Origin of the sequence: Saccharopolyspora antimicrobica, from assembly GCF_003635025.1 — a bacterium.
Classification (GTDB): Bacteria; Actinomycetota; Actinomycetes; order Mycobacteriales; family Pseudonocardiaceae; genus Saccharopolyspora; species Saccharopolyspora antimicrobica.
The window spans coordinates 6,045,114-6,065,589 of the sequence record NZ_RBXX01000002.1; the positions used below are offsets into that span (position 1 = coordinate 6,045,114).

Below are 20,476 nucleotides of genomic sequence, written 5' to 3' on the forward strand. Positions count from 1 at the left end.
GCCGCCATGCCCGACTACATCGACTACTTGGACACGCTGTCCCGCAAGCAGCTCATGCTGATGCTGGCCCGCCAGCACCTGCGGGAGACCGAGAGCATCGCTGTGGTGGGCCTCGGCTGCCGGCTGCCCGGGGAGATCGACGACGGTCCCCAGCTCTGGTCGGCGCTGCGCAGCAAGACGGTGGTGCCCACCGCGGGACCGCCCACCGACAGCCTCGGCAGGCCGCGCTGGAACCTCGACGCACCCGATCTGCGTCCGTTCGCGGACCTGTTGCGGCGCGGGCGCTTCCTGTCCGGCATAGACCTGTTCGACGCCGAGCGGTTCGCCATCTCGCCGGCGGAAGCGGCGAGCATGGACCCGCAGCAGAGGGTGCTGCTGGAAGTCGCGGTGCGGGCATTGGCCGATGCCGGGCTCGATCCGGCCGACCTGGCCACGAGCACCGTCGGGGTGTTCGCCGGGTCGGGGCCTGTGGAGTACCCCTACGCCTGGCTGCGCAACGGAACGCCGGCCGCGGAGCTGTCCGGGCACATGGCCACCGGCAGCGCGGCCGGCGCGGTGTCCGGGCGGGTCGCGCACGCGCTCGGCGTCAGCGGCCCGGCGATGACCGTCGACACGGCCTCGTCGAGCATGCTCTCCGCGGTCCACCTGGCGTGCCAGTCGCTGCGCCGCCGGGAGTGCGACATCGCGGTGGTGGGCACCTGCAGCCTGCTGCTTTCCCCGTTCAGCGCACCGATCCTGGCCGACGCGGGCATGTTGTCGCCGACCGGAACCAGCCTGCCGTTCACCGCGAGCGCGGACGGGTACGTGCGCGGGGAAGGCGCCAGCGTGGTCGTGCTCGAGCGGCAGTCCGACGCCGTTCGAGCGCAGCGACTGCCGTACGCACTGGTCCGGGGGAGCGCGATGTACCAGCAGGGCGACCGGCCGGGCCTGGCCGTGGCCTCGTCGGCTGGGCAGCGGAAGGTCATCGAGCTGGCGCTGGCCGATGCCCGGCTCGAGCCGGCGGACGTGCACTACGTCGAGGCACAGGCCAACGGCTCCAAGATCGGCGGTGTCATCGAGGCGGAGTCGTTGTCGGCGGCCTACCGGCCGGACGGCAGCGGCGTGCCCCTGTACGTGGGCTCGTGCAAGGCGAATCTCGGATACCTCGAGCACGCGTCCGGTGGCCCCGGCCTGCTCAAGGCGGTGCTCGCGCTGGACCGGGCGGAGATTCCGCCGCAGGTCGGTGCCGACGATGCCGATCCGGCGCTGGCATGGGACCGGCTCGGCCTGCGGCTGGCTGCCGAACCGCTGCCCTGGCCCTCGGACGGCCCGCGCCGAGCGGCGGTCAGCGGGTTCGGGTTCACCGGAACGATGGCGCACGTGGTGCTGGAGAGCGCCGCGACCGCCCAGGGAACCACAGCCGGGCAGCGTCGCCCGGAACTCCCCGCGTTCGCGGGAGAGCGGCACTGGCCCGACCACAACACTTGGTGCTAAACGGAGACACACGCATGTACTACCCCCAGTTGCAGACCGCGGCAGACACCCTGCCGTTCCACGCCGGTCGAGTGCCGGAGCAGGCGGCCATCCGCTGCGAGGGGCGAGAGGTGACCTACGGTGCGCTGCACCGGGAGAGCAACCGGATCGCACGCGCATTGCGCGCTCACGGCGTCGGTGCCGGCGCGCGGGTCGGGTACCTCGGCAAGGAGTCCGAGCGCTACTACGAGATCTTCTTCGGCTGCGCCAAGTCGGGCGTGGTGCTGGTGCCGATCAACTGGCGGCTGGCACCTGACGAGGTCGACCACGTCCTGCGCGACTCCGGCGCCGAGTTGTTGTTCGTCGAGCGCGACCACCTCGATGTCGCCGAGCAGCGGCAGCCGAACCTGCCCGCGTTGCGGCAGATCGTCGAGATCGACCGCGAGCGGCCCGAGGACGGTCTCGCCCGGTTCAAAGACGGGACGAGCACCTCGGACCTGGACCACGTGGCCAGGCCCGAGGATCCGGTGGTGCAGCTCTACACCAGCGGCACCACCGGTTTGCCGAAGGGTGTGGTGCTGGCCCACCGCAGCTTCTTCGGGATCCGCGACCTGCTCGCCGAGCACGGCGTCGACTGGCTGGACTGGTACCCGCAGGACCGGAGCCTGATCAGCATTCCCGGGTTCCACGTCGCCGGGATCTGGTGGGCGATGCAGGGTTTCAACGCCGGCGTGCTGAACGTGTGCATGCGGATGTTCACCGCCCACGACGCCGTCACCCTGATCAGGGAAGCCGGCATCACCACCACCCTGGCGGTGCCGTCGATGCTGCAGATGATGCTCGCGGAGAACGGCGTCAGCCGGGAGGACTTCGCGACCCTGCGCATGATCAACTACGGCGGGTCGCCGATCTCGGAGACGTTGTTGCAGCGCTGCCAGGAGATCTTCGACTGCGACCTGAGCCAGATGTACGGGCTCACCGAGAGCGGCAACTGCGCCATCTGCCTGCCGCCGGAGGACCACGTGCCCGGCAGTCCGAGGATGCGCGCCGCGGGCAAGCCCTATCCGGGCGTGTCCGTCAAGATCGTCGATTCGGCCGGCAGGCCGGTGCCCACCGGGGAGGTGGGTGAGATCTGCGTGCGCACGCCCGCGGTCATGCTCGAGTACTGGGGATTGCCGGAAGCGACGGCGAAGACCCTGGTAGACGGCTGGTTGCACACCGGCGACGCCGGTTACCTCGATGCCGACGGCTACGTCTACATCGCCGACAGGATCAAGGACGTGATCATCATCGCCGGCGAGAACGTGTACCCGGCGGAGGTGGAGAACGCGCTGTGCAAGCACCCCGCGGTCGCCGAGGCCGCCGTGGTCGGCATCCCGGACCAGCGGTGGGGCGAGGCGGCGCACGCTTTCGTGACGTTGCGCCCCGGCAGCAGTGCCAAGCCGCGCGAGTTGATGCTCTTCGTGCGCGAGCTGATCGCCGAGTTCAAGGTGCCGACCCGCTACGAAATCGTGGACGTGATCCCGCGCAATCCGAGTGGGAAAATCCTCAGGCGAAAGCTTCGTGAACAATTCTGGGCCGATCAGGACAGGAAGGTCAACTGATGAATTAGGAACCCGCGTGGAGTTCTGCGCTGGTAGGGTGAATTCGGCGGTGACTGCATGTTGTGGACGTTGATGGAGGTTGACGATGTCGGAGCTGTTCCGGGTGCGAGTGGTGGTTCGCGGCTATGAACTGGACACCCTGGGTCATCTGAACCAGGGGGTCTATCACCTCTACGCGGAACACGCGCGTTGGGAGCTGTCCAGGGCGGCGGGAATCACGCAGGACGTGTTCATCGAATCCGGTGCCGGTCCCGTTTACCTGGAGAACACCATCAAATTCCGGAACGAGCTGCGCGGCGGCGACGAGGTCGACATCTCCTGCGAGTTCATCTGGGGCGAGAAGAAGACCTTCGAGGTGCGCCAGGAGATCACCCGGGCCGACGGGGTGCTCGCCGCCGAGCTGACCAGCACCGCGGGCGTCATCGATCTGAAGAAGCGCAAGCTGGTGGACGATCCGGCCGCGCACTTCCGGAAGCTGGCGACGAAGCCGGAACTGCTCGGCCTGACCGGGTAAGCGCGGCCGCAGCGGGACGACAGGACGGGAATCGCCCGCCACCGCGTGAAGTTCTGGTGCTGGCCGCCGCCCCGCCGGTTCCGGACGATCGACGACTGCCGCCCGTTCCCCGGGCAGAGCGCGGGCCCGAGCGGGACTGCGGTGCCCGGGACCGGAGCCGCTCGCTGCCGTGCACGCCATCGGTCATGTGATGGATCAGGAACTCCCGCCGGAGCCCAGTGCCGTGCTTCGGCCCAGCAGGTGAGTCACCGCCTGCGAAGGAATCGTCTTGCCGCTCGCCGGTGGCGATCGGATCGCCACCGGCACGATCGCGGTCACCTGCGGGTGCACCCGACCACCGAGTTGCCGGATCGCAGTTCTCGCGCCCGAGCTCGGTGGCGCTGATGCTCGGCAGCCCGCCTCGGCCGGATGCCCTCGTATCCGGGTGAGATGGCGATCCGCGAATTCGAGGAACCCTGCGAACACGGTCGAACCAATCGGCTTCCACCCTCGGAAATCTGTCCGGAATCGTGCTTTTTCCCAGGCGGGAACGTCGGGTGAAACTGGCCGGCCGCCCCGGCTTCCGGATTCCTCCAGGAAATGCGGGTGCTCGATCGCCGCGTGCCGTCTGGAGCGAATTCGAGTGGTTACGTGCGAACAACGTAGGAGTGCACATGACAGCCCAGCCCACGACTGGTAGCGCAGCGACGCCCACCATGTCCGCCGCGGTCGCCCAGGCCGGCGGACAGCCGTACGAGTACGCGAGAAAGGAGCTGGTCGAGCCGGACTGGCGGCGATTACCGGGCTGGCGGGACGTGACCGAGGCGCAGTGGCGCGACGCGCAGTGGCAGCGGGCGCACTGCGTGAAGAACATCAAGCAGCTGCACGCCGTGGTCGGCGACCTGCTCACCGACGAGTTCTACGACGAGCTGGCCGCGGACCAGCAGGAGCTGGCCACGATGTCGATGCTGCTGCCGCCGCAGATGCTCAACACGATCGCACCCACCGCCGAGACCACGCCCGAGGCGTTCACGAAGATGTTCCACGCGGACCCGGTCCGGCGCTACATGCTCCCGGTGCGCGGCGACCGCGACGCGGTGTGGCCCAGTCACCCTTACTCGTCACGGGATTCCTTGCACGAAGCCGAGATGTGGGTGGTCGAGGGGCTCACCCACCGCTATCCCACCAAAGTGCTCGCCGAGCTGGTGTCCACCTGCCCGCAGTACTGCGGGCACTGCACCCGCATGGACCTGGTGGGCAACTCCACGCCCGCGGTCGACAAGCACAAGCTCCTGCTCAAGCCGGTCGACCGCCAGGACCAGATGATCGAGTACCTGAAGAAGACGCCGGGCGTGCGCGACGTCGTGGTGTCCGGCGGCGACGTGGCCAACGTGCCGTGGCGGCAGCTGGAGCTGTTCCTCATGCGGCTGCTGGACATTCCGACGGTGCGCGACATCCGCCTGGCCACAAAGGCGCTCGCCGGCCTGCCGCAGCACTGGCTCCAGCCCACCGTCGTGGAAGGCCTGGAGCGAGTGGCCCGCACGGCGGAGCGGCGCGGGGTGAACCTGGCGATCCACACGCACGTGAACCACGTGCAGTCGGTGACTCCGCTGGTGGCTGAGGCGGCGCGGACGGCGCTCGCGGTCGGCGTGCGCGATGTGCGGAACCAGGGCGTGCTCATGCGCGGAGTCAACGACACGCCGGGAGATCTGCTCGATCTGTGCTTCGCGCTGCAGGGCGAGGCGAGCATTCTGCCGTACTACTTCTACATGTGCGACATGATCCCCAACGCCGAGCACTGGCGGGTCGCGGTGTGGGAGGCGCAGAAGCTGCAGCACGCGATCATGGGGTACCTGCCGGGTTACGCCACACCGCGGATCATCTGCGACGTGCCCTACGTAGGCAAGCGCTGGGTGCACCAGCTCGCCGAGTACGACCGCGAACGTGGCATCTCCTACTGGACGAAGGACTACCGCACCGGCATCGAACTCGACTCCCCGGACGTGCTCGACCGCCGTTACCCCTACTACGACCCGATCTACACGCTCCCCGAGTCCGGCAAGCGATACTGGGACGAGCACGGCCGGGACTGAGACCTCGCGCAGCGCGCGGGGGCGGTGCGAACACGCCGACGGCCCGCCGGATCCCGGCGGACCCTCGGCGTCCTCTTCAACCCCGACGGGGTGGGAGACCACCACCTGAGACCGCACCCGGCTCGACCGCGGGGAAGTGCGGATTCACCGATGAGGGCCATAAGCGGTCCGTCCCGGCGCGTGCCCCTGTTCGCCTTCGTGAATCAGGCGATCTTCCTGTTCGCCGCGGCCCTGCTGGCATCGACGGTCGTGGTGATCACGACCTGGCGCAGGGCCCGGGCCCGGGCGGAAGGCCCAGGGCCCTGCTCGTGAGGCCGTCGAAGAGGAGTTGCCGGGGCGTTCGGGATCACCGCATGCACATGACCATCTGGTACGGGCCCTTGGAAGTGGCCTCCTGCACGACCTGGCCGTTGACGAGGATCCGGCAGGTGATGGTGCCGCCGTTCTCGTCGTTCGATGCCATCAGGTCGTAGCTGGTGAATCCTTCGGGGTTCACCGGAACCTCCACGCTCCACGGCAGGCGCGCGTCGGTCACCGACTCCGAGCTGAACCCGCCGCCGTTGGCGGTGGAGTAGTTGATGGTCAAGGCGGTTCCGGTGCCGTCGACCTCGTAGCGGACCACGCTCGGCCCCGCCTCGGCCTCCGGTGCGGCCGGGACGACGTCCGCTGGGGTGTTGCCCTGTCCCGGGGCGGGCGGCGTCTGCAGGCCGGTGCTGATCTCGTCCAGGTCGCGCACGAGCTGTTCGGTGACCTGGTACACGATCACCACGCCCCAGATGCCGATCACGAGCGACAGCCCGCCGAGCGCGGTCCCGACCCACGACATGATCTTGTTGGTAGCCAGGCCCTTTCGGGTCCGAGCTACGCCGAGGAGGCCGAACAACACCGCCAGCGCACCTAGGATGAGAGCGAGGAACCCGGTCAGCGGGAGGAAGCCGAAAACGAGGCCGATCAGCGCGAGCACCAGCGCGGTGATGCCGAATCCGTTGCGGGGCGGCGCGGTGTGCGGGTAGGGGTCGGCTACCTGGGTCATGGCGATTTTCTCTTTTCCGCCCCCGGATCGGGGGCGCCCGTGGCTCGCCCGGAGGTGCGAGCTTCAACTACCCATTCGCGCGATCGCTGAGAGCTGTTACGCGTCAACCCGAGAAAGTTTCCACGGCACATCAGGGCAGCGCAGGGACGGTTCGGCAATTCGAGCGCATGGCACGAGCAGAGCCGCAGGAGCGAGCCGCCGCAGGAAGGTGCGTCGACCTCGCGGTTTCTCGGACGTCGTCGTCGGGATGTTCGCGCAGCTTTGCAAGTGAGTTGTACGGCGGGACACAAGCGATCGGTAGTGCCTGTTGCTTCAGTGGAGAACGAAATTAATTCCGGACGCGAAAGCCCGAAGGCCCGCCGAGAGCTCGGCGGGCCTTCGGAGTGGGGGAGTCAGGCGGTGTAGCCCTTGGGCTTGATCAGGGACGCCAGCTGGTCGAGGCTCAGCCAGTAGTCCTCGATGCCGCTGAAGTTGGCCGGGTCGGCGATGTGGACCGTCTTGTTCTCCGCGTCGTAGCCGGCGATCGTCACGTAGTGGTAGATCGTCTGGCCGGACGGGTAGCCGGGCGGCTGGTTGCCGGGGGTCGCCACGATGTTGGCCACCATGGCCTTGTCCTGGTCGATGTTGCGGACGATGTCAGACCACAGCTGGTCGGTCAGCTCCGGGGTCAGCTGCTTGTCGCTCCAGTCGCGGGCGACGTAGCCGCCCTTGTCGCCGAGCTTCTCGTTGAGGCCGTCGACGATCTGGTGAATGGTGTCCGTGCCGTTCTCGGTGGTGCCGAGGTCGGCGGCGAGCGAGGCCTGGTCCGGCAGGTCGGCGGTCTGGCTGGACAGCGCGATGCGGGTCGCGGTCGGGCCGCACCAGTAGCTGGTCTGCTGCGCCTGGTACTCGAGGTCGAGGGACTTCGAAACGGGCTTCGGCGGCTCCTGCGGAGCGGGAACCTGGACGGGGGCCGGTGCCGGCGGGAGCGCCGGGGCGGGCGGGGCCTGCGGGGCGGGCAGCGGGGCCTGGGCCGGGGCTTCGGCCGCGGGGGCTGCGGCGGGGGCCGGCAGCGGGGCTTCGTGCTCGACGGCGCGGATCTGCGCCGTCGTGGGCTCCGGTTCCGAACCGCCGCCGGTCACCAGGGGCTGGCCGACCAGCACGATCGCGCCGCCTGCCACGACCACCGGGAGGACCTTGCCGGACACCCGGCGGGCCCGGGAGCCGCCTGCGTTCTTGCCGAACTTGTCAACGAGTGCGCGGACCTTGGTCTTCGGGGTGTGGCCCGCGTTGCGAAGCTTCTGCACGTGCGCCTTTCGACGTCGGGGGAGAACCGGTCGGCACCGCCGGGGGTGCGGTGGTCGTCGTGACCGGATCGTGATTAACAGCCACAGGCAACGTAACTGAGAGTCATGCTGGCTTCAACGTATGCCCCGATCGGGTCAGCATTCGAGCGTTTACGACTCCGCTGGGTAACCGTTTGCGTCTGCCGGTGGAAAACCGCCGCGCCGCGCCCGGTGGATCTCGGGGTGTGGAACCCGCGTCGGCGCCATCAGTGCTGGTGAGCGAAGTGCTGGCCCGTCCTGGCCGGGACCGCGCGGTGCCGGGTGGGCCGAGATCGGGTTCCGGTTGATCACCGTTCGTGAAGATCGCCCGAAGCGTCATCGTGAGCCTGGGCACAAGGCGCCGGAACGATCGGCGTCGTGGCTGCTCCCGGGAGTGCTCTGGAGCCGGCGGATAGACTGAGTCCGGGTGGGTTGATCTCCGAAGCGGGCGGTGACCGGTGGCCGTTGATGCGATGGACGTCGCCGCGCTGTTCCACGAGAGCCGCCGCGAGTCCGCGCCCGCCTACCGCCGCCTCAAGGACGTGCTCATCGAGCAGATCGGCGCCGGGCGGTGGGCCGAGGGCGAGCTCCTGCCCTCGGAGAGCCAGCTGGTCAGCGCGCTGGGGCTGTCGCGGATGACGATCAACCGGGCGCTGCGCGAGCTGAGCGCGGAGGGACTGGTCGTGCGGCTGGCCGGGGTGGGCACCTTCGTCGCCGAGCGCAAGAGCAGTTCGGCGCTGTACGAGGTGCGCAACATCGCCGACGAGGTGCAGCGGCGCGGGCACCGGCACCGAACCGATGTCGTGCTGCTCCGGGCCGAGCCCGCGGACCTGCGCGCGCACCGGCTGTTCGGGATCGCCGAGGGCGAGCCGGTCTTCCACTCCGTGGTGGTGCACTTCGAGGACGGCGTCGCGATCCAGCTGGAGGACCGCCACGTCAGCCCCGAGCTCGCCCCCGACTACCTCGACCAGGACTTCACGGCGCAGACGCCGAACAGCTACCTGTCGCGGATCGCACCGCTGGGCAAGGGCGAGCACGTCGTCGAGGCGGTGCTCGGCAGTGCGGAGGACTGCGCGCTGCTGAGCATCGAGGCCTCCGAGCCGTGTCTGCTGATCCACCGGCGCACCTGGTCGGAGGGGCGGCTCGTCAGCTCGGCGCGGCTGTTGCATCCTGGATCGCGGTTCCGGCTCGAAGGAACCTTCGACGCGACCTGATCGCGCGGAAATCCCTGGTCATCACCCGGAAACGTTGGTGTTCGTCATCGAGTGTGCGCTGCTCCGGCCGATACCGAATCCGGCTCTTGACGGCCTGTATATACAGCACTATACATATCGCACCGCTCGGATTGTGCTCCCGGGCACAGCCAGGGCAGGGCAGCAGCCCGGTCGCGACGGAGGGGACGACGAGGTTCCCGCAGGGAGGAACAGGTGAGAAAAGGCGCGGCGGCACTGAGCCGGGGCCTCACGGCACGGCACATCCGCTTCATCGCCCTCGGCTCGGCCATCGGGACCGGCCTCTTCTACGGCTCGTCGGAGGCGATCAGCCAGGCCGGGCCGTCGGCCCTGCTGGCCTACCTCATCGGCGGCGCGGTGGTGTTCGTGGTGCTGCGGGCGCTCGGCGAGATGGCCGTGGCCGACCCGGTACCCGGCTCGTTCGGCGAGTACGCCAGCAGGCACCTGGGGCGCCTGCCGGGCTTCCTGACCGGCTGGACCTACACCTTCGAGATGATCATCGTCTGCATCGCCGACGTCACCGCGCTGGCGGTCTACATGGGGTTCTGGTTCCCCGACGTGCCCAGGTGGGTCTGGGTGCTGGCCACCCTGTTCGTCATCGGCGCGGTGAACCTGGCCAGCGTCAAGGTCTTCGGCGAGCTGGAGTTCTGGTTCTCGGTGATCAAGGTCGCCGCGATCATCGCGATGATCATCGGCGGCGCCGCGGTGCTGGTCTTCGGCTTCAGCGCCGGTCAGGCCGAGCCGGCGGTGAGCAACCTCTGGACCAACGGCGGCATCTTCCCCAACGGGTTCGAGGGCTTCCTGCTGTCCTTCGCCGTGGTGATGTTCGCCTTCGGCGGCACCGAGATCATCGGCGTCACCGCAGGGGAGGCCGCGGACCCGGAGAAGACCATCCCGCGCGCGGTGAACACCGTCCCGGTGCGCGTCCTGCTGTTCTACGTGCTGACCCTCGGCGTGATCATGTCGATCACCCCGTGGCAGTCGATCAGCTCCTCGGGCAGCCCGTTCGTGGAGATCTTCCAGAGCCTCGGCCTGACGTCGGCGGCGACGGTGCTCAACATCGTGGTCATCACCGCCGCGCTCTCGGCGATCAACAGCGACATCTTCGGCGCGGGCCGGATGCTGTTCGGCATGGTCGAGCGCGGCCAGGCGCCGGCGATCATGGGCCGGGTCTCGCGCAACGGCGTGCCGTGGATGACGGTGGTCATCATGACCGGCGCGCTGCTGGTCGGCGTGGTGCTCAACTACGTCATCCCGGAGAACGTCTTCACCATCATCGCCTCGATCGCGACCTTCGCGACGGTCTGGGTGTGGCTGATGATCATGCTCTCGCACTACCGGGCCCGCCGGGCGATGAGCGCCGAGGAGGCCGCCGCGCTGAAGTTCCCGTCGCCGCTGTGGCCCTACGCCCAGATCGCGGCGATCGCCTTCCTGGTCTTCGTCTTCGTGCTGCTGGCCTTCTCCGCGGACACCCGCGTGGCGCTGCTCGTCGGCGCGGCCTGGCTCGCCCTGCTGACGCTCTGCTACTGGCTGGGCGTCGCCCGGCGGCCTGCCGGCGACCGGGCGGTCGAGACCGAGGTGAGCTAAGGCGACCGGTCCGGGCGGGAACTCCCGCCCGGACCGGTGTCGTCTGTCATTCGGGACAGCGGTCACCGGACGGGCGTTGCCCTCGGCATCCGCGCGGCGGCTAATGGAACCGGCCGAGATCCGCGGAGTGAGGAGTGGCGCATGGCGGCGTTGCAGGTCGAGCGGAGGTCGATCGATCCGGTTCCGGACGGCGAGCGGCACGGCAGCCCGCGCAGCCTCTTCACGTTGTGGTTCGCCGGGAACATGCAGATCACATCGGCGGTGACCGGCGCGCTGACCGTGCTCGTCGGGCTGCACCCGCTGTGGGCGCTGGTGGCCATCGCGCTGGGCAACGCGCTCGGCGGCGTCCCGATGGCGCTGCACGCGGCGCAGGGGCCGAAGCTCGGCATCCCGCAGATGATCCAGAGCCGGGCGCAGTTCGGCGTGCACGGTGCGGTGCTGCCGCTGGTGCTCGTGGTGCTGATGTACCTGGGCTACTTCGCCAGCGGCAACGTGCTCGGCGGTCAGGCGCTCGCCGCGATCACCCGGTTGCCGGTGGATCTCAGCATCGTGCTCTACGCGGCTCTGTCGGCGCTGATCGCCATCGTCGGGTACCGGCTGATCCACCGGTTCGGCCGACTGGCGTCGCTGCTGTCGGTCGTGGTGTTCGTGTACCTGACCTTCCGGCTGGTCGGCACGCACGACCTCGGGCCGGTGCTGGCGGAACCGGAGCTGGACGTGCCCGCGTTCCTGCTCGCGCTGTCGCTGACCGCGTCGTGGCAGCTCACCTTCGGCCCCTACGTCGCCGACACCTCCCGCTACCTGCCCGCGAGCACCTCGATCCGGGCGACGTTCTGGTGGACCTACGGCGGCACCGCGCTCGGCGCGACGTGGGCGATGTCCTTCGGCGCGCTGGCCTACGCGGTCGCGGGTGAGCGGTTCAAGGGGCACGAAGTCGGCTACGTGGTGGGACTGGGCAGCGAGGCGCTGGTGCTGCCGCTGCTGCTGGCGATCGCGCTGGGCAAGCTCACGATCAACGTGCTCAACATCTACGGCGGGTACATGACGGTGGCCACGACGATGACCGCCTTCACCCGCCGGGCGGGGCTGTCACCGGCGATGCGGATCGGCTACATCGCGCTCGTCGGCGTGCTGGGCGGGGTGCTGGCCGTGCTGGGACGCGGTGACTTCCTGGCGAATTTCGTGCTGTTCCTGCACTTCCTGCTCTACTTCCTGACGCCGTGGAGCGCGATCAACCTGGTCGACTTCTACCTCCTGCGCAAGGAGCGCTACGACCTGGACGCGATGTACGACCCGGACGGCGCCTACGGACGATGGTGCGCTCCGGCGCTGGTGGCCTACTTCGCCGGTATCGCGGTGCAGATCCCGTTCTCCCATGTGGACGGTGTGTTCACCGGTTTCGCGGTGCCGCTGCTCGGTGGTGCCGACATCGCCTGGCTGCTCGGGCTGGCGGTTCCCGGCGCGATCTACTGGGCCGTCATGCGCAACCGCATCCGCTTGCGCACCTGACGTTCGGTCCCGCCACCGCCGATCGGGTGGCGCTGCTCCACCTCCGCCCACAGTGGACGCTCCGCGATGCGTCCGATTCATCCGGAGATGCCCCCTCGATCACTCTTTTGGTGGGTTCGGAGCGGCGGGGATGTGTTGTGGGGTGGGGAAGAGCGGGATCTGGCGAGAAGTGGTCGGTGGGGTTTTCCGGGTGGGAGCCGTCGGTCAAGGTTGTGGATCAAGAGCTCGCACGAGAGGTGTCCGGCCGTCCCGCGAACAGCGGATGGAGGTGTCGGTGAGCGCGAACGGAACCGAGCCCGGAGGACCGGGCGGGGCCACCCCGGTGCCCGCCGGTTCGCGGCGGCGCGTGGTCCGCCACCTCGAACCCGCCGAACTGGCCGACGTCGAACTGCTGCTGGACGGAGCTTTCCCGCCGCTGCGAGGATTCCTCACCGCCGCCGAGGCGTTCTCGGTGCGCAACCGGCAGTGCCTGCGCGGAGGAGCGCCCTGGCCGGACCCGCTGACGCTGCCGGTGGCCGACGAAGCCGTCGCGGCCGACGAGATCGAACTGCGCGACGGTGAAGGCGCTCCGGTGGCCGTGGTCCGCAACGAGGCTCCGTGGCACGACGAGACCGGCGCGCACGCCGCCGGGCCCGTCCAGGCCGCGGGCGAGCCCACCGGTGTGCTGCGCCGGATGCGCCCGCCAGCCGCGGAGGTGCGTGCGAAGTTGCCCGCCGGGCCGGTGCTCGGGTTGCTGCCGGAGGAACCGCTGCACCACCGCGAGCTCGCCCAGATCCGCGTGCTGGCCGCTGAGCTCGACGCGCACGTGCTGGTGCTGCCGAGGATGCGCGGGCCGCGTCCGGAGCTGCTCGTGCAGGCCCTGCTGGCCGCCGAGCCGGAACTGCCGGAAGGCACCACGATCGTGCCGGTCCCGCTGGTGCGCCGCACCGACCCGAAGCGCGACGCACTTCTGAGCGCGCACGTCGCGGCGGCCTACGGCGTTACGCACCTGATCTCGGAGCAGCCGTTGGAGCAGGCCCCGATCGAGGTCGTGGCGCCGCCGGAGGTGGTGCGCGACCGGGACGGCCGCTGGCGCCCGGCCGCGCAGGTCCCGCCGGCCGACCGCCGCCCCGGGCTCAGCGCCGAGCGGCTGCGCGAGCTGCTCGACCGCGGCGAGGCCCTGCCCGGCTGGTTCACCACCGCGGCCATCGCCGAGCAGCAGCGCAGGATCCACCCGCCGCTGGCCGCTCGCGGGTTCACCGTGCTGTTCACCGGGCTGTCCGGGGCGGGAAAGTCCACGCTGGCCCGCGCGCTGCGCGATGAGCTCAACCGGCACGACCACCGCGCGGTGACGCTGCTCGACGGCGACGTCGTGCGCCGCACCCTGTGCGAGGGCCTGGGCTTCTCGGCGGCGGATCGCAGCCGGAACGTGCGCCGCATCGGTTTCGTGGCCGCCGAGGTCACCCGGCACGGCGGTGCGGCGATCTGCGCGCCCATCGCGCCGTACCACGCCGATCGCGACGCGGTGCGCCGGATGGTGGCGGAGGTGGGCGGCTTCGTGCTGGTCCACGTCGCCACACCGCTGGGCGAGTGCGAGCGGCGGGACCGCAAGGGCCTGTACCGCAAGGCCCGCGCCGGTTCGCTGCCGGAGTTCACCGGCGTCTCCGCGCCGTACGAGGTGCCCGGCGACGCCGATCTCGTCCTGGACACCACCGGGCTCTCACCGGAGGAAGCGGTCGGACGCGTCGTGGCGCTGCTGCGCGAGCGGGGCTGGGTGGGGCCGTGGACTGGGGCGTAGCGGCGACCGGGCTGCTCACCGGACTGCTGGTGGGCATGACCGGAATGGGCGGCGGCGCGCTGACGATGCCGCTGCTCACGCTCGTGTTCGGCGTGCCGCCACTGGCCGCGGTGTCCTCGGACCTGGTGGCCGGTGCGGTGATGAAACCGCTGGGCGCGGCCGTGCACCTGCGCCGGCGCACGGTGCAGCCGAAGCTGGTCGGCTGGCTGTGCCTGGGCTCGCTGCCGTGCGCGGCGGTCGGCTCGCTGCTGGCCGGATCGCTGGGCAAGAGCGCGGAGTCGGTGCTCAAGGAAGTCGTCGGCGGCGCGGTGCTGCTCGCCGCGGGCATGTTGTTCCTGCGGATGCTGCTGGCCCGCCGCCGCGCTTCCGAGCCGGGCGGGTCGGTGGTGCGGCCGCTGCCGACGGTGCTGCTGGGCGCGGTGGCCGGGCTGGTCGTCGGCGTCACCTCGGTCGGCTCCGGCTCGATCATCATCGTCGTCCTGCTGCTGCTCAACAGCGGGCTGAGCTCGGCGCGGCTGGTCGGCACCGATCTCGTGCAGGCGGTGCCGCTGGTGCTGGTCGCGGCGGTCGGGCACCTGTTCGCCGGTGATGTCCACTTCGGACTCGTCGGCGCGCTGCTGGTCGGATCGCTGCCCGGAGTGCTGGTGGGAGCGCTGATCTCGGCGCGGGTGCCGGACCGCCCGGTGCGCGTGCTGGTGGGCGGCATGCTGGTGGCCACCGGGCTGGTGATGATCGGCGCGGACGTCCTGCTCGGCGGGGCGGCCGGGCTGCTGGCGGTGCTGCTCGGCGCGGCGCTTTCCGCTGGCGCGCAACGTGAATCCTCGCGGGCGGTGAACGTTCGGTGAGCAAGGACGGGGAGGTACCCGGGTGAACGTCGACGATCACGAGCTGGCCGCGCGGCTGGCGCAGCGGGCCGGGGAGCACCTGGTCGAGCTGCGGGCGGCGCAAGCGTCCACATCGGACCCGAAGGAGCTCGGAGCCGCCGGCGACGCGGCGGCGCACGCGCTGCTCGGCGCCGCGCTCGCGCAGGAGCGCCCGGAGGATCCGGTGTTGTCCGAACACGGAACGTCCGGCCCGGAGCGCAGTGCCGACCGGCGGCTCTGGATCGTCGACCCGCTGGACGGCACGCGGGAGTTCTCCGAGCCCGGGCGCACCGACTGGGCGGTGCACGTCGCGCTGGTCGACAAGCACGAGGTGAGCGCCGCGGCCGTGGCGCTGCCCGCGCAGGGCTTGGTGCTCGGCACCGCGCGGCCACCCGAGCCGCCTCCGCGCGGCAGCGGGCGCCCGCGGATCGCGGTCAGCCGCAGCCGTCCGCCGGAGTTCGTGCCCGGGATCGCCGAGCGCATCGGCGCCGAGCTCGTCCCGATGGGCTCGGCAGGCGCGAAGATCGCCGCGGTGGTGCTCGGCGAGGTCGACGCCTACCTGCACGACGGCGGTCAGTACGAGTGGGACAGCGCGGCCCCGGTCGGGGTCGCGCGCGCCGCCGGGCTGCACACCAGCCGCCTGGACGGCTCCGAGCTGGTCTACGGCCGGGCCGACCCGTGGCTGCCGGACCTGCTGGTCTGCCGGCCCGAGCTGGCCGGCGACCTGCTCGACGCGCTGTCGCGCACCCGACCGGAGAGGAGTCGCTGATGCTGTCCCGGCTGGACCTGCTGGAATCCGAGGCGGTGCACCTGATCCGCGAGGTCGTCGCCGAGTTCGACCGCCCGGCGCTGCTGTTCTCCGGTGGCAAGGACTCCGCGGTCCTGCTCAGGCTGGCGGAGAAGGCGCTGGCCCCGGCGCCGATCCCGTTCCCGGTGCTGCACGTCGACACCGGGCACAACTTCGAGGAGGTGCTGGACTTCCGCGACCGGCGCGCCGCCGAGCTCGGCGTCCGGCTGGTGGTGGCCTCGGTGCAGGAGTCGATCGATGCCGGGCGGGTGGCCGAGCCGACCGGCAAGGGCGCCAGTCGCAACCGCGCGCAGACCGTGACGCTGCTGGACGCCATCGCCGAGCACCGCTTCGACGCGCTGTTCGGCGGTGCGCGCCGCGACGAGGAACGCGCCCGCGCCAAGGAGCGGATGCTGTCCTTCCGGGACTCCTTCGGCCAGTGGGATCCGCGCAACCAGCGCCCGGAGCTGTGGAACCTCTACAACGGGATGATCCACCCCGGCGAGAACGTGCGCGCCTTCCCGCTGTCGAACTGGACCGAGCGCGACGTGTGGGCCTACATCGAGCGCGAGGGCGTGGAGCTGCCGTCGCTGTACTTCGCGCACGACCGCAAGGTCTTCGAGCGCGACGGGATGCTGCTGGCCGACACCCCGTTCCTGCCGCGCGAGCCGGGTGAGCAGCTCGTCGAGCGCTCCGTGCGGTTCCGCACCGTCGGCGACATGACCTGCACCGGCGCGGTGCCCTCGACGGCCGCCACGGTCGCCGAGGTGATCGCCGAGATCGCCGCGACCAGGGTGAGCGAGCGCGGGCAGACCCGCGCCGACGACCGCGCCAGCGCGGCCGCGATGGAGGACCGCAAGCGGGAGGGGTACTTCTGATGAGCGACGCACCGGTCTTCGCCCCGGCCGACAGCCTGCTGCGGTTCGCCACCGCCGGTGCCGTCGACGACGGCAAGAGCACCCTGATCGGCCGCCTGCTGCACGATTCCCGCTCGCTGCTGGCCGATCAGCTGGAAGCGCTGGAGCTGGCCAGCCGGGAGCGCGGCAACGCGGAACTGGACCTGGCGATGCTCACCGACGGGCTGCGCGCCGAGCGGGAGCAGGGCATCACCATCGACGTGGCGCACCGCTACTTCGAGACCGCGCGGCGGGCGTTCATCATCGCCGACACGCCCGGCCACGCCCAGTACACCCGGAACATGGTCACCGGCGCGTCCACCGCGGGCCTGGCGATCGTGCTGGTCGACGCCCGCAACGGCCTGACCGAGCAGAGCCGCAGGCATGCCGTGCTGGCCGGGTTGCTGCGGGTGCCGAGACTGGTGCTGGCGGTCAACAAGATGGACCTGGTCGGCTTCGACGAAACGGCGTTCCGCGCCATCACCGGCGAATTCGCCGCCTTCACCGCCCAGCTGGGCCTGCGCGAGGTCACCGCCATCCCGATCTCGGCGCTGCGCGGCGACAACGTCGTGCACCGCTCGGAGGCGATGCCCTGGTACGACGGACCGGCGCTGCTGGAACACCTCGAAGACGTCGAGGTCACCGACGAGGGCGCCGCGGGCGAGTTCCGGCTGCCGGTGCAGTGCACCATCCGAGCTCCGGGATATCGCGGCTACGCCGGGCAGATTGCCAGCGGCTCGATCGCCCCTGGCGAGGAGGTCCTGCACCTGCCCTCCGGGATGCGCAGCCGCGTGGTCGCCGTCGACACCGCCGACGGCGAGCTGGACCGGGGGAGGGCACCGCAGTCGGTGACCGTGCGGCTGGCCGACGACATCGACATCGGCCGCGGCGACATGCTCTGCGCTCCGGCGAATCCGCCGGTGGCGGCGACGGAGCTCACCGCATCGGTGTGCTGGATGTCGGCCGGATCGGCGCTCGAACCGGGCACGAGGCTGCTGCTCAAGCACACCACGCGCACGGTCAAGGCGCTGGTCTCCGGCATCGGCGACCGGCTGGAGATCACCACGCTGGAGCGCGGCCCGGCCGAACGCCTCCAGCTCAACGAGATCGGCGAGGTCGGCCTGCGGCTGGCGCAGCCGGTGTTCTGCGATCCCTACGCGGGCAACCGGTTCACCGGCGGCGCAGTGCTCATCGACGAAGCCACCCACGCGACCGTCGGCGCGGTCATGATCACCGGAGCGCGCTGAAGGCGGGACACGACAAGGAGCAGGAATGGTCCAGATCATCGGGGCCGGGTTCGGCCGCACCGGTACCGCGTCGCTGAAGGCGGCGCTGGAGCGACTCGGCTACGGCCCGTGCTACCACATGTTCGAGGTCATCGCGCAGCCCGACCGGGTGCAGCACTGGGCGCGTGCGCTGGACGGCGAGGTCTCCGACTGGGAGACCGTCCTCGGCGGCTTCAACTCCACAGTGGACTGGCCGGGGTGCACGTTCTGGCGCGAGCTGGTGGAGTTCTACCCGGACGCCAAGGTGCTGCTGACCGTCCGCGACCCGGAGAAGTGGTACGACAGCGTGCACAGCACGATCTACCAGTTCGCGCAGGAGGAACCCGAGGACGGCCATTCGTTCGCGAAGCTGCGCCCGACCGTGGAGCGGTTGGTCTGGGACGGCACCTTCGGCGGCCGCTTCGCCGACCGCGCGCACGCCATCGAGGTCTTCGAGGCGCACAACGCCGCCGTGCAGGCAGCGGTCCCGGCCGACCGGCTGCTGACCTACCGGGTCGGCGAGGGCTGGGAGCGGCTGTGCGACTTCCTCGGCGTGCCGGTGCCGGAGGAGGACTTCCCGCACGTCAACGACTCGTCCTCGATCCGCGAGCTGGTTGATCAGATCAGCCGCGACGGCAGGGTCCCCTCACCGTTCGAGTCCTGAACCGCCGACAGCCAGGTGCCGACCCGCTCGCGGAAGCGCTCAGGGGCGAGGCTCCCCGCCCCGTCGGGAAAGGCCGCCACGACCGGGACCCCGGTGACGCGAGGCAGCTCGGTGCGGTTGCACTGCTCGGCCAGGCCGAGCTCGTCCGGCACCGCGCCGAGCACCAGCCCCGCCGGTTCCAGGCCGCGGGAGCGCAGCGCGCCGACGGTGAGTTCGGTGTGGTTGAGCGTGCCGAGCCCGATGCGGGTCACGACGTAGATCCGCACCGGGTGGTCCCGGGCGAGATCGGCGGCGAGGTCCAGCAGCGTCCCGCCGCTGGTGTCGAGGCGGACCAGCAGTCCGCCCGCGCCTTCGACGACCACGGTGTCGTGTTTCCGGGCCAGTTCGCGGACGCGGGCGGCGTGCGCGCCGACCGGAGGGATCTCGACGCCGCGCAACCGGGCGGCGGTGTCGGGCGCCAGCGGGTCTTCGAGGCGGGTGAACTCGACGACCTCGCAGCCTGCCAGGTGCGCCACCGCGCGGATGTCGGGTTCGTCGGTGCCGACGCCGGTCTGCGCGGGCTTCACCGCGATCGTGCCCGGCCCGGCGCGAACGGCGAGCGCAGCAGTGGTCACGGTCTTGCCGACACCGGTGTCGGTGCCGGTGACGATGAGGATCACGGCCACCTCCGGTGGTCCTTGACGACCCGGGCCAGCGCCTCGACCGCGTGCTCCCAGCGCGCGTCGTCGAGGCCCGCGCGGGCGGTGATGCGGAGCCGGGACACGCCGTCCGGCACCGACGGCGGCCGGAAGCACCCCACCCGCACCCCGGCCTCCAGCGCCGCGGCCTGCGCCGCGACGGCGACCTGCGGAGAAGGCATCGGCACCGAGAGCACGGCACCCGCGGATCGCCGGACGCCGAGCCGGTCGGCGAGCTCGGCGCCGCGCTGGTGGATCCGCGACGGGAGCGCGGGTTGCCGGCGCAGGCAGCGCAGCGCGGTCAGCGCGGCGGCGGTGGGCGCCGGCGCCAGCCCGGTGTCGAAGATGAACGGACGCGCCCGGTTGACGAGGTGGTCGACGAGCGCGGCGGAACCGAGGACCGCACCGCCCATCGCACCCAGCGATTTCGACAGGGTCGCGGTCATGACCACGTTCGGGTCCTCGGCCATGCCGTGCAGCGCTCCTCGGCCACCGTCGCCGATGACACCGAGCCCGTGCGCTTCATCGACCACGAGAAGCGCGTCGTGATCGGCGCAGACCGCGGCGAGATCCGGCAGCGGAGCGGCGTCGCCGAGCACCGAGTAGACCGATTCGGTCAGCACCAGCGCCCGCCGGTCACCGGCCGCGGCCAACGCCTTCCGGACCGCGGCGACGTCGTTGTGCGGGACCACCTCGATCGCCGCCCGGGTCAGCCGCGCGGCGTCGATCAGCGAGGCGTGCACGTGCGCGTCGGAGACGATCAGCGACTGCTTGTCCGCCAGCGCCGTCACCGCCGACAGGTTGGCCTGATAACCCGTCGAGAAGACCAAAGCCGCTTCGCGGCCGGTGAATTCGGCGAGTTCGCGCTCCAGGTCGACGTGCAGCGAGGTGGTGCCGGTGACCAGCCGGGACGCGCCCGCGCCCGCTCCCCAGCACAGCGCCGCATCGGCGGCGGCCCGGCGCACCGCGGGATGCAGGCTCAGCCCCAGGTAGTCGTTGTTGGCGAGGTCGATGACGTCCTCATCGGCCGCCCGGGGTCGCAGCGCGCGCTGCAACCCGGCGTCCTCGCGCCCTGCCCGCTGCTCGGCGAACCACTCCGCCCAGCCGCTCATGCGCGTTCCGCCTCTCCGCGATTCACAGTGGTGGTTGCGTTCGGCGCGATCTTGCGTTGGGGGGTTTCTTGTGGCTGGTTTGCGTCACGTTCCCCTGAGGTGCGGTTGCGCAGGGCTGGGGTTGGCAC

The 20,476-nt window shown here is 70.7% G+C and carries 17 protein-coding genes; 13 read left to right on the plus strand and 4 right to left on the minus strand.

Annotated elements, in window-relative coordinates:
* The first annotated feature begins 6 nt into the window (after window positions 1–6).
* From ATL45_RS28790 to ATL45_RS28805, 4 genes are all read left to right on the plus strand, one after another.
* Complete coding sequence (locus ATL45_RS28790; protein WP_093156729.1) at window positions 7–1,473, plus strand: beta-ketoacyl [acyl carrier protein] synthase domain-containing protein; 1,467 nt, start codon at window positions 7–9, stop codon at window positions 1,471–1,473.
* 14 nt (window positions 1,474–1,487) lie between these two features.
* Window positions 1,488–3,056, plus strand: a complete 1,569-nt coding sequence (locus ATL45_RS28795; RefSeq protein ID WP_093156727.1) for a fatty acid--CoA ligase — start codon at window positions 1,488–1,490, stop codon at window positions 3,054–3,056.
* Window positions 3,057–3,141: 85 nt separating this feature from the next.
* Window positions 3,142–3,570 carry an acyl-CoA thioesterase gene (locus ATL45_RS28800; protein WP_093156726.1) on the plus strand — a complete coding sequence of 143 codons (429 nt, stop codon included), beginning with the start codon at window positions 3,142–3,144 and terminating at the stop codon, window positions 3,568–3,570.
* A 695-nt stretch (window positions 3,571–4,265) separates the two neighbouring features.
* A complete protein-coding gene (locus tag ATL45_RS28805) occupies window positions 4,266–5,642 on the plus strand; it encodes a KamA family radical SAM protein (protein ID WP_093156724.1) in 1,377 nt (458 codons plus the stop codon).
* A 346-nt stretch (window positions 5,643–5,988) separates the two neighbouring features.
* Here the strand turns inward: ATL45_RS28805 and ATL45_RS28810 are convergent, their stop codons facing one another.
* Window positions 5,989–6,675 carry an MmpS family transport accessory protein gene (locus tag ATL45_RS28810; protein WP_121505419.1) on the minus strand — a complete coding sequence of 229 codons (687 nt, stop codon included), beginning with the start codon at window positions 6,673–6,675 and terminating at the stop codon, window positions 5,989–5,991.
* Between the two features lie 392 nt (window positions 6,676–7,067).
* Window positions 7,068–7,961 carry a C39 family peptidase gene (locus ATL45_RS28815; RefSeq protein ID WP_246025601.1) on the minus strand — a complete coding sequence of 298 codons (894 nt, stop codon included), beginning with the start codon at window positions 7,959–7,961 and terminating at the stop codon, window positions 7,068–7,070.
* A gap of 476 nt (window positions 7,962–8,437) precedes the next feature.
* On the opposite strand from ATL45_RS28815, the gene hutC reads away from it, so the two are divergent.
* From hutC to ATL45_RS28860, 9 genes are all read left to right on the plus strand, one after another.
* The gene (hutC, locus tag ATL45_RS28820) at window positions 8,438–9,193 is read left to right on the plus strand and encodes a histidine utilization transcriptional repressor HutC (protein ID WP_246025602.1); all 756 of its coding nucleotides are present in this window, start codon (window positions 8,438–8,440) and stop codon (window positions 9,191–9,193) included.
* A gap of 213 nt (window positions 9,194–9,406) precedes the next feature.
* Window positions 9,407–10,798, plus strand: coding sequence for an amino acid permease (locus tag ATL45_RS28825; RefSeq protein WP_093156721.1), 1,392 nt, complete (start codon window positions 9,407–9,409; stop codon window positions 10,796–10,798).
* A 141-nt stretch (window positions 10,799–10,939) separates the two neighbouring features.
* Window positions 10,940–12,307 carry a purine-cytosine permease family protein gene (locus tag ATL45_RS28830; RefSeq protein WP_093156720.1) on the plus strand — a complete coding sequence of 456 codons (1,368 nt, stop codon included), beginning with the start codon at window positions 10,940–10,942 and terminating at the stop codon, window positions 12,305–12,307.
* Window positions 12,308–12,581: 274 nt separating this feature from the next.
* Window positions 12,582–14,084, plus strand: a complete 1,503-nt coding sequence (cysC, locus tag ATL45_RS28835; protein ID WP_246025603.1) for an adenylyl-sulfate kinase — start codon at window positions 12,582–12,584, stop codon at window positions 14,082–14,084.
* Window positions 14,069–14,929, plus strand: a complete 861-nt coding sequence (locus ATL45_RS28840) for a sulfite exporter TauE/SafE family protein (protein ID WP_093156717.1) — start codon at window positions 14,069–14,071, stop codon at window positions 14,927–14,929. The genes cysC and ATL45_RS28840 overlap by 16 nt, the downstream gene beginning before the upstream one ends.
* Window positions 14,930–14,951: 22 nt before the next feature.
* Window positions 14,952–15,716: a 3'(2'),5'-bisphosphate nucleotidase CysQ gene (locus ATL45_RS28845; RefSeq protein WP_093156715.1), complete on the plus strand. Its 765-nt coding sequence runs from the start codon at window positions 14,952–14,954 to the stop codon at window positions 15,714–15,716.
* A complete protein-coding gene (cysD, locus tag ATL45_RS28850; protein WP_093156714.1) occupies window positions 15,716–16,612 on the plus strand; it encodes a sulfate adenylyltransferase subunit CysD in 897 nt (298 codons plus the stop codon). Before ATL45_RS28845 ends, cysD begins: the two co-directional genes overlap by 1 nt.
* Window positions 16,612–17,877: a sulfate adenylyltransferase subunit 1 gene (locus ATL45_RS28855; protein ID WP_093156712.1), complete on the plus strand. Its 1,266-nt coding sequence runs from the start codon at window positions 16,612–16,614 to the stop codon at window positions 17,875–17,877. The genes cysD and ATL45_RS28855 overlap by 1 nt, the downstream gene beginning before the upstream one ends.
* A 25-nt stretch (window positions 17,878–17,902) precedes the next feature.
* A complete protein-coding gene (locus ATL45_RS28860; RefSeq protein WP_093156711.1) occupies window positions 17,903–18,559 on the plus strand; it encodes a sulfotransferase family protein in 657 nt (218 codons plus the stop codon).
* Here the strand turns inward: ATL45_RS28860 and bioD are convergent.
* Together bioD and ATL45_RS28870 are read right to left on the minus strand one after the other, a co-directional pair.
* Entirely contained in the window at window positions 18,514–19,224 is a 711-nt protein-coding gene (bioD, locus tag ATL45_RS28865) for a dethiobiotin synthase (RefSeq protein WP_246025604.1), read from the minus strand. The genes ATL45_RS28860 and bioD overlap by 46 nt on opposite strands.
* Complete coding sequence (locus ATL45_RS28870; protein ID WP_093156709.1) at window positions 19,215–20,348, minus strand: 8-amino-7-oxononanoate synthase; 1,134 nt, start codon at window positions 20,346–20,348, stop codon at window positions 19,215–19,217. The genes bioD and ATL45_RS28870 overlap by 10 nt, the downstream gene beginning before the upstream one ends.
* Window positions 20,349–20,476: the final 128 nt, after the last annotated feature.

Excerpts from the sequence above, each read along its gene's own strand:
- ATL45_RS28790 (WP_093156729.1), top strand. The coding sequence starts at position 7 with ATGCCCGACTACATCGACTACTTGGACACGCTGTCCCGCAAGCAGCTC.
- ATL45_RS28795 (WP_093156727.1), top strand. The coding sequence starts at position 1,488 with ATGTACTACCCCCAGTTGCAGACCGCGGCAGACACCCTGCCGTTCCAC.
- ATL45_RS28800 (WP_093156726.1), top strand. The coding sequence starts at position 3,142 with ATGTCGGAGCTGTTCCGGGTGCGAGTGGTGGTTCGCGGCTATGAACTG.
- ATL45_RS28805 (WP_093156724.1), top strand. The coding sequence starts at position 4,266 with ATGTCCGCCGCGGTCGCCCAGGCCGGCGGACAGCCGTACGAGTACGCG.
- ATL45_RS28810 (WP_121505419.1), bottom strand. The coding sequence starts at position 6,675 with ATGACCCAGGTAGCCGACCCCTACCCGCACACCGCGCCGCCCCGCAAC.
- ATL45_RS28830 (WP_093156720.1), top strand. The coding sequence starts at position 10,940 with ATGGCGGCGTTGCAGGTCGAGCGGAGGTCGATCGATCCGGTTCCGGAC.
- cysD (WP_093156714.1), top strand. The coding sequence starts at position 15,716 with ATGCTGTCCCGGCTGGACCTGCTGGAATCCGAGGCGGTGCACCTGATC.
- ATL45_RS28855 (WP_093156712.1), top strand. The coding sequence starts at position 16,612 with ATGAGCGACGCACCGGTCTTCGCCCCGGCCGACAGCCTGCTGCGGTTC.
- ATL45_RS28860 (WP_093156711.1), top strand. The coding sequence starts at position 17,903 with ATGGTCCAGATCATCGGGGCCGGGTTCGGCCGCACCGGTACCGCGTCG.
- ATL45_RS28870 (WP_093156709.1), bottom strand. The coding sequence starts at position 20,348 with ATGAGCGGCTGGGCGGAGTGGTTCGCCGAGCAGCGGGCAGGGCGCGAG.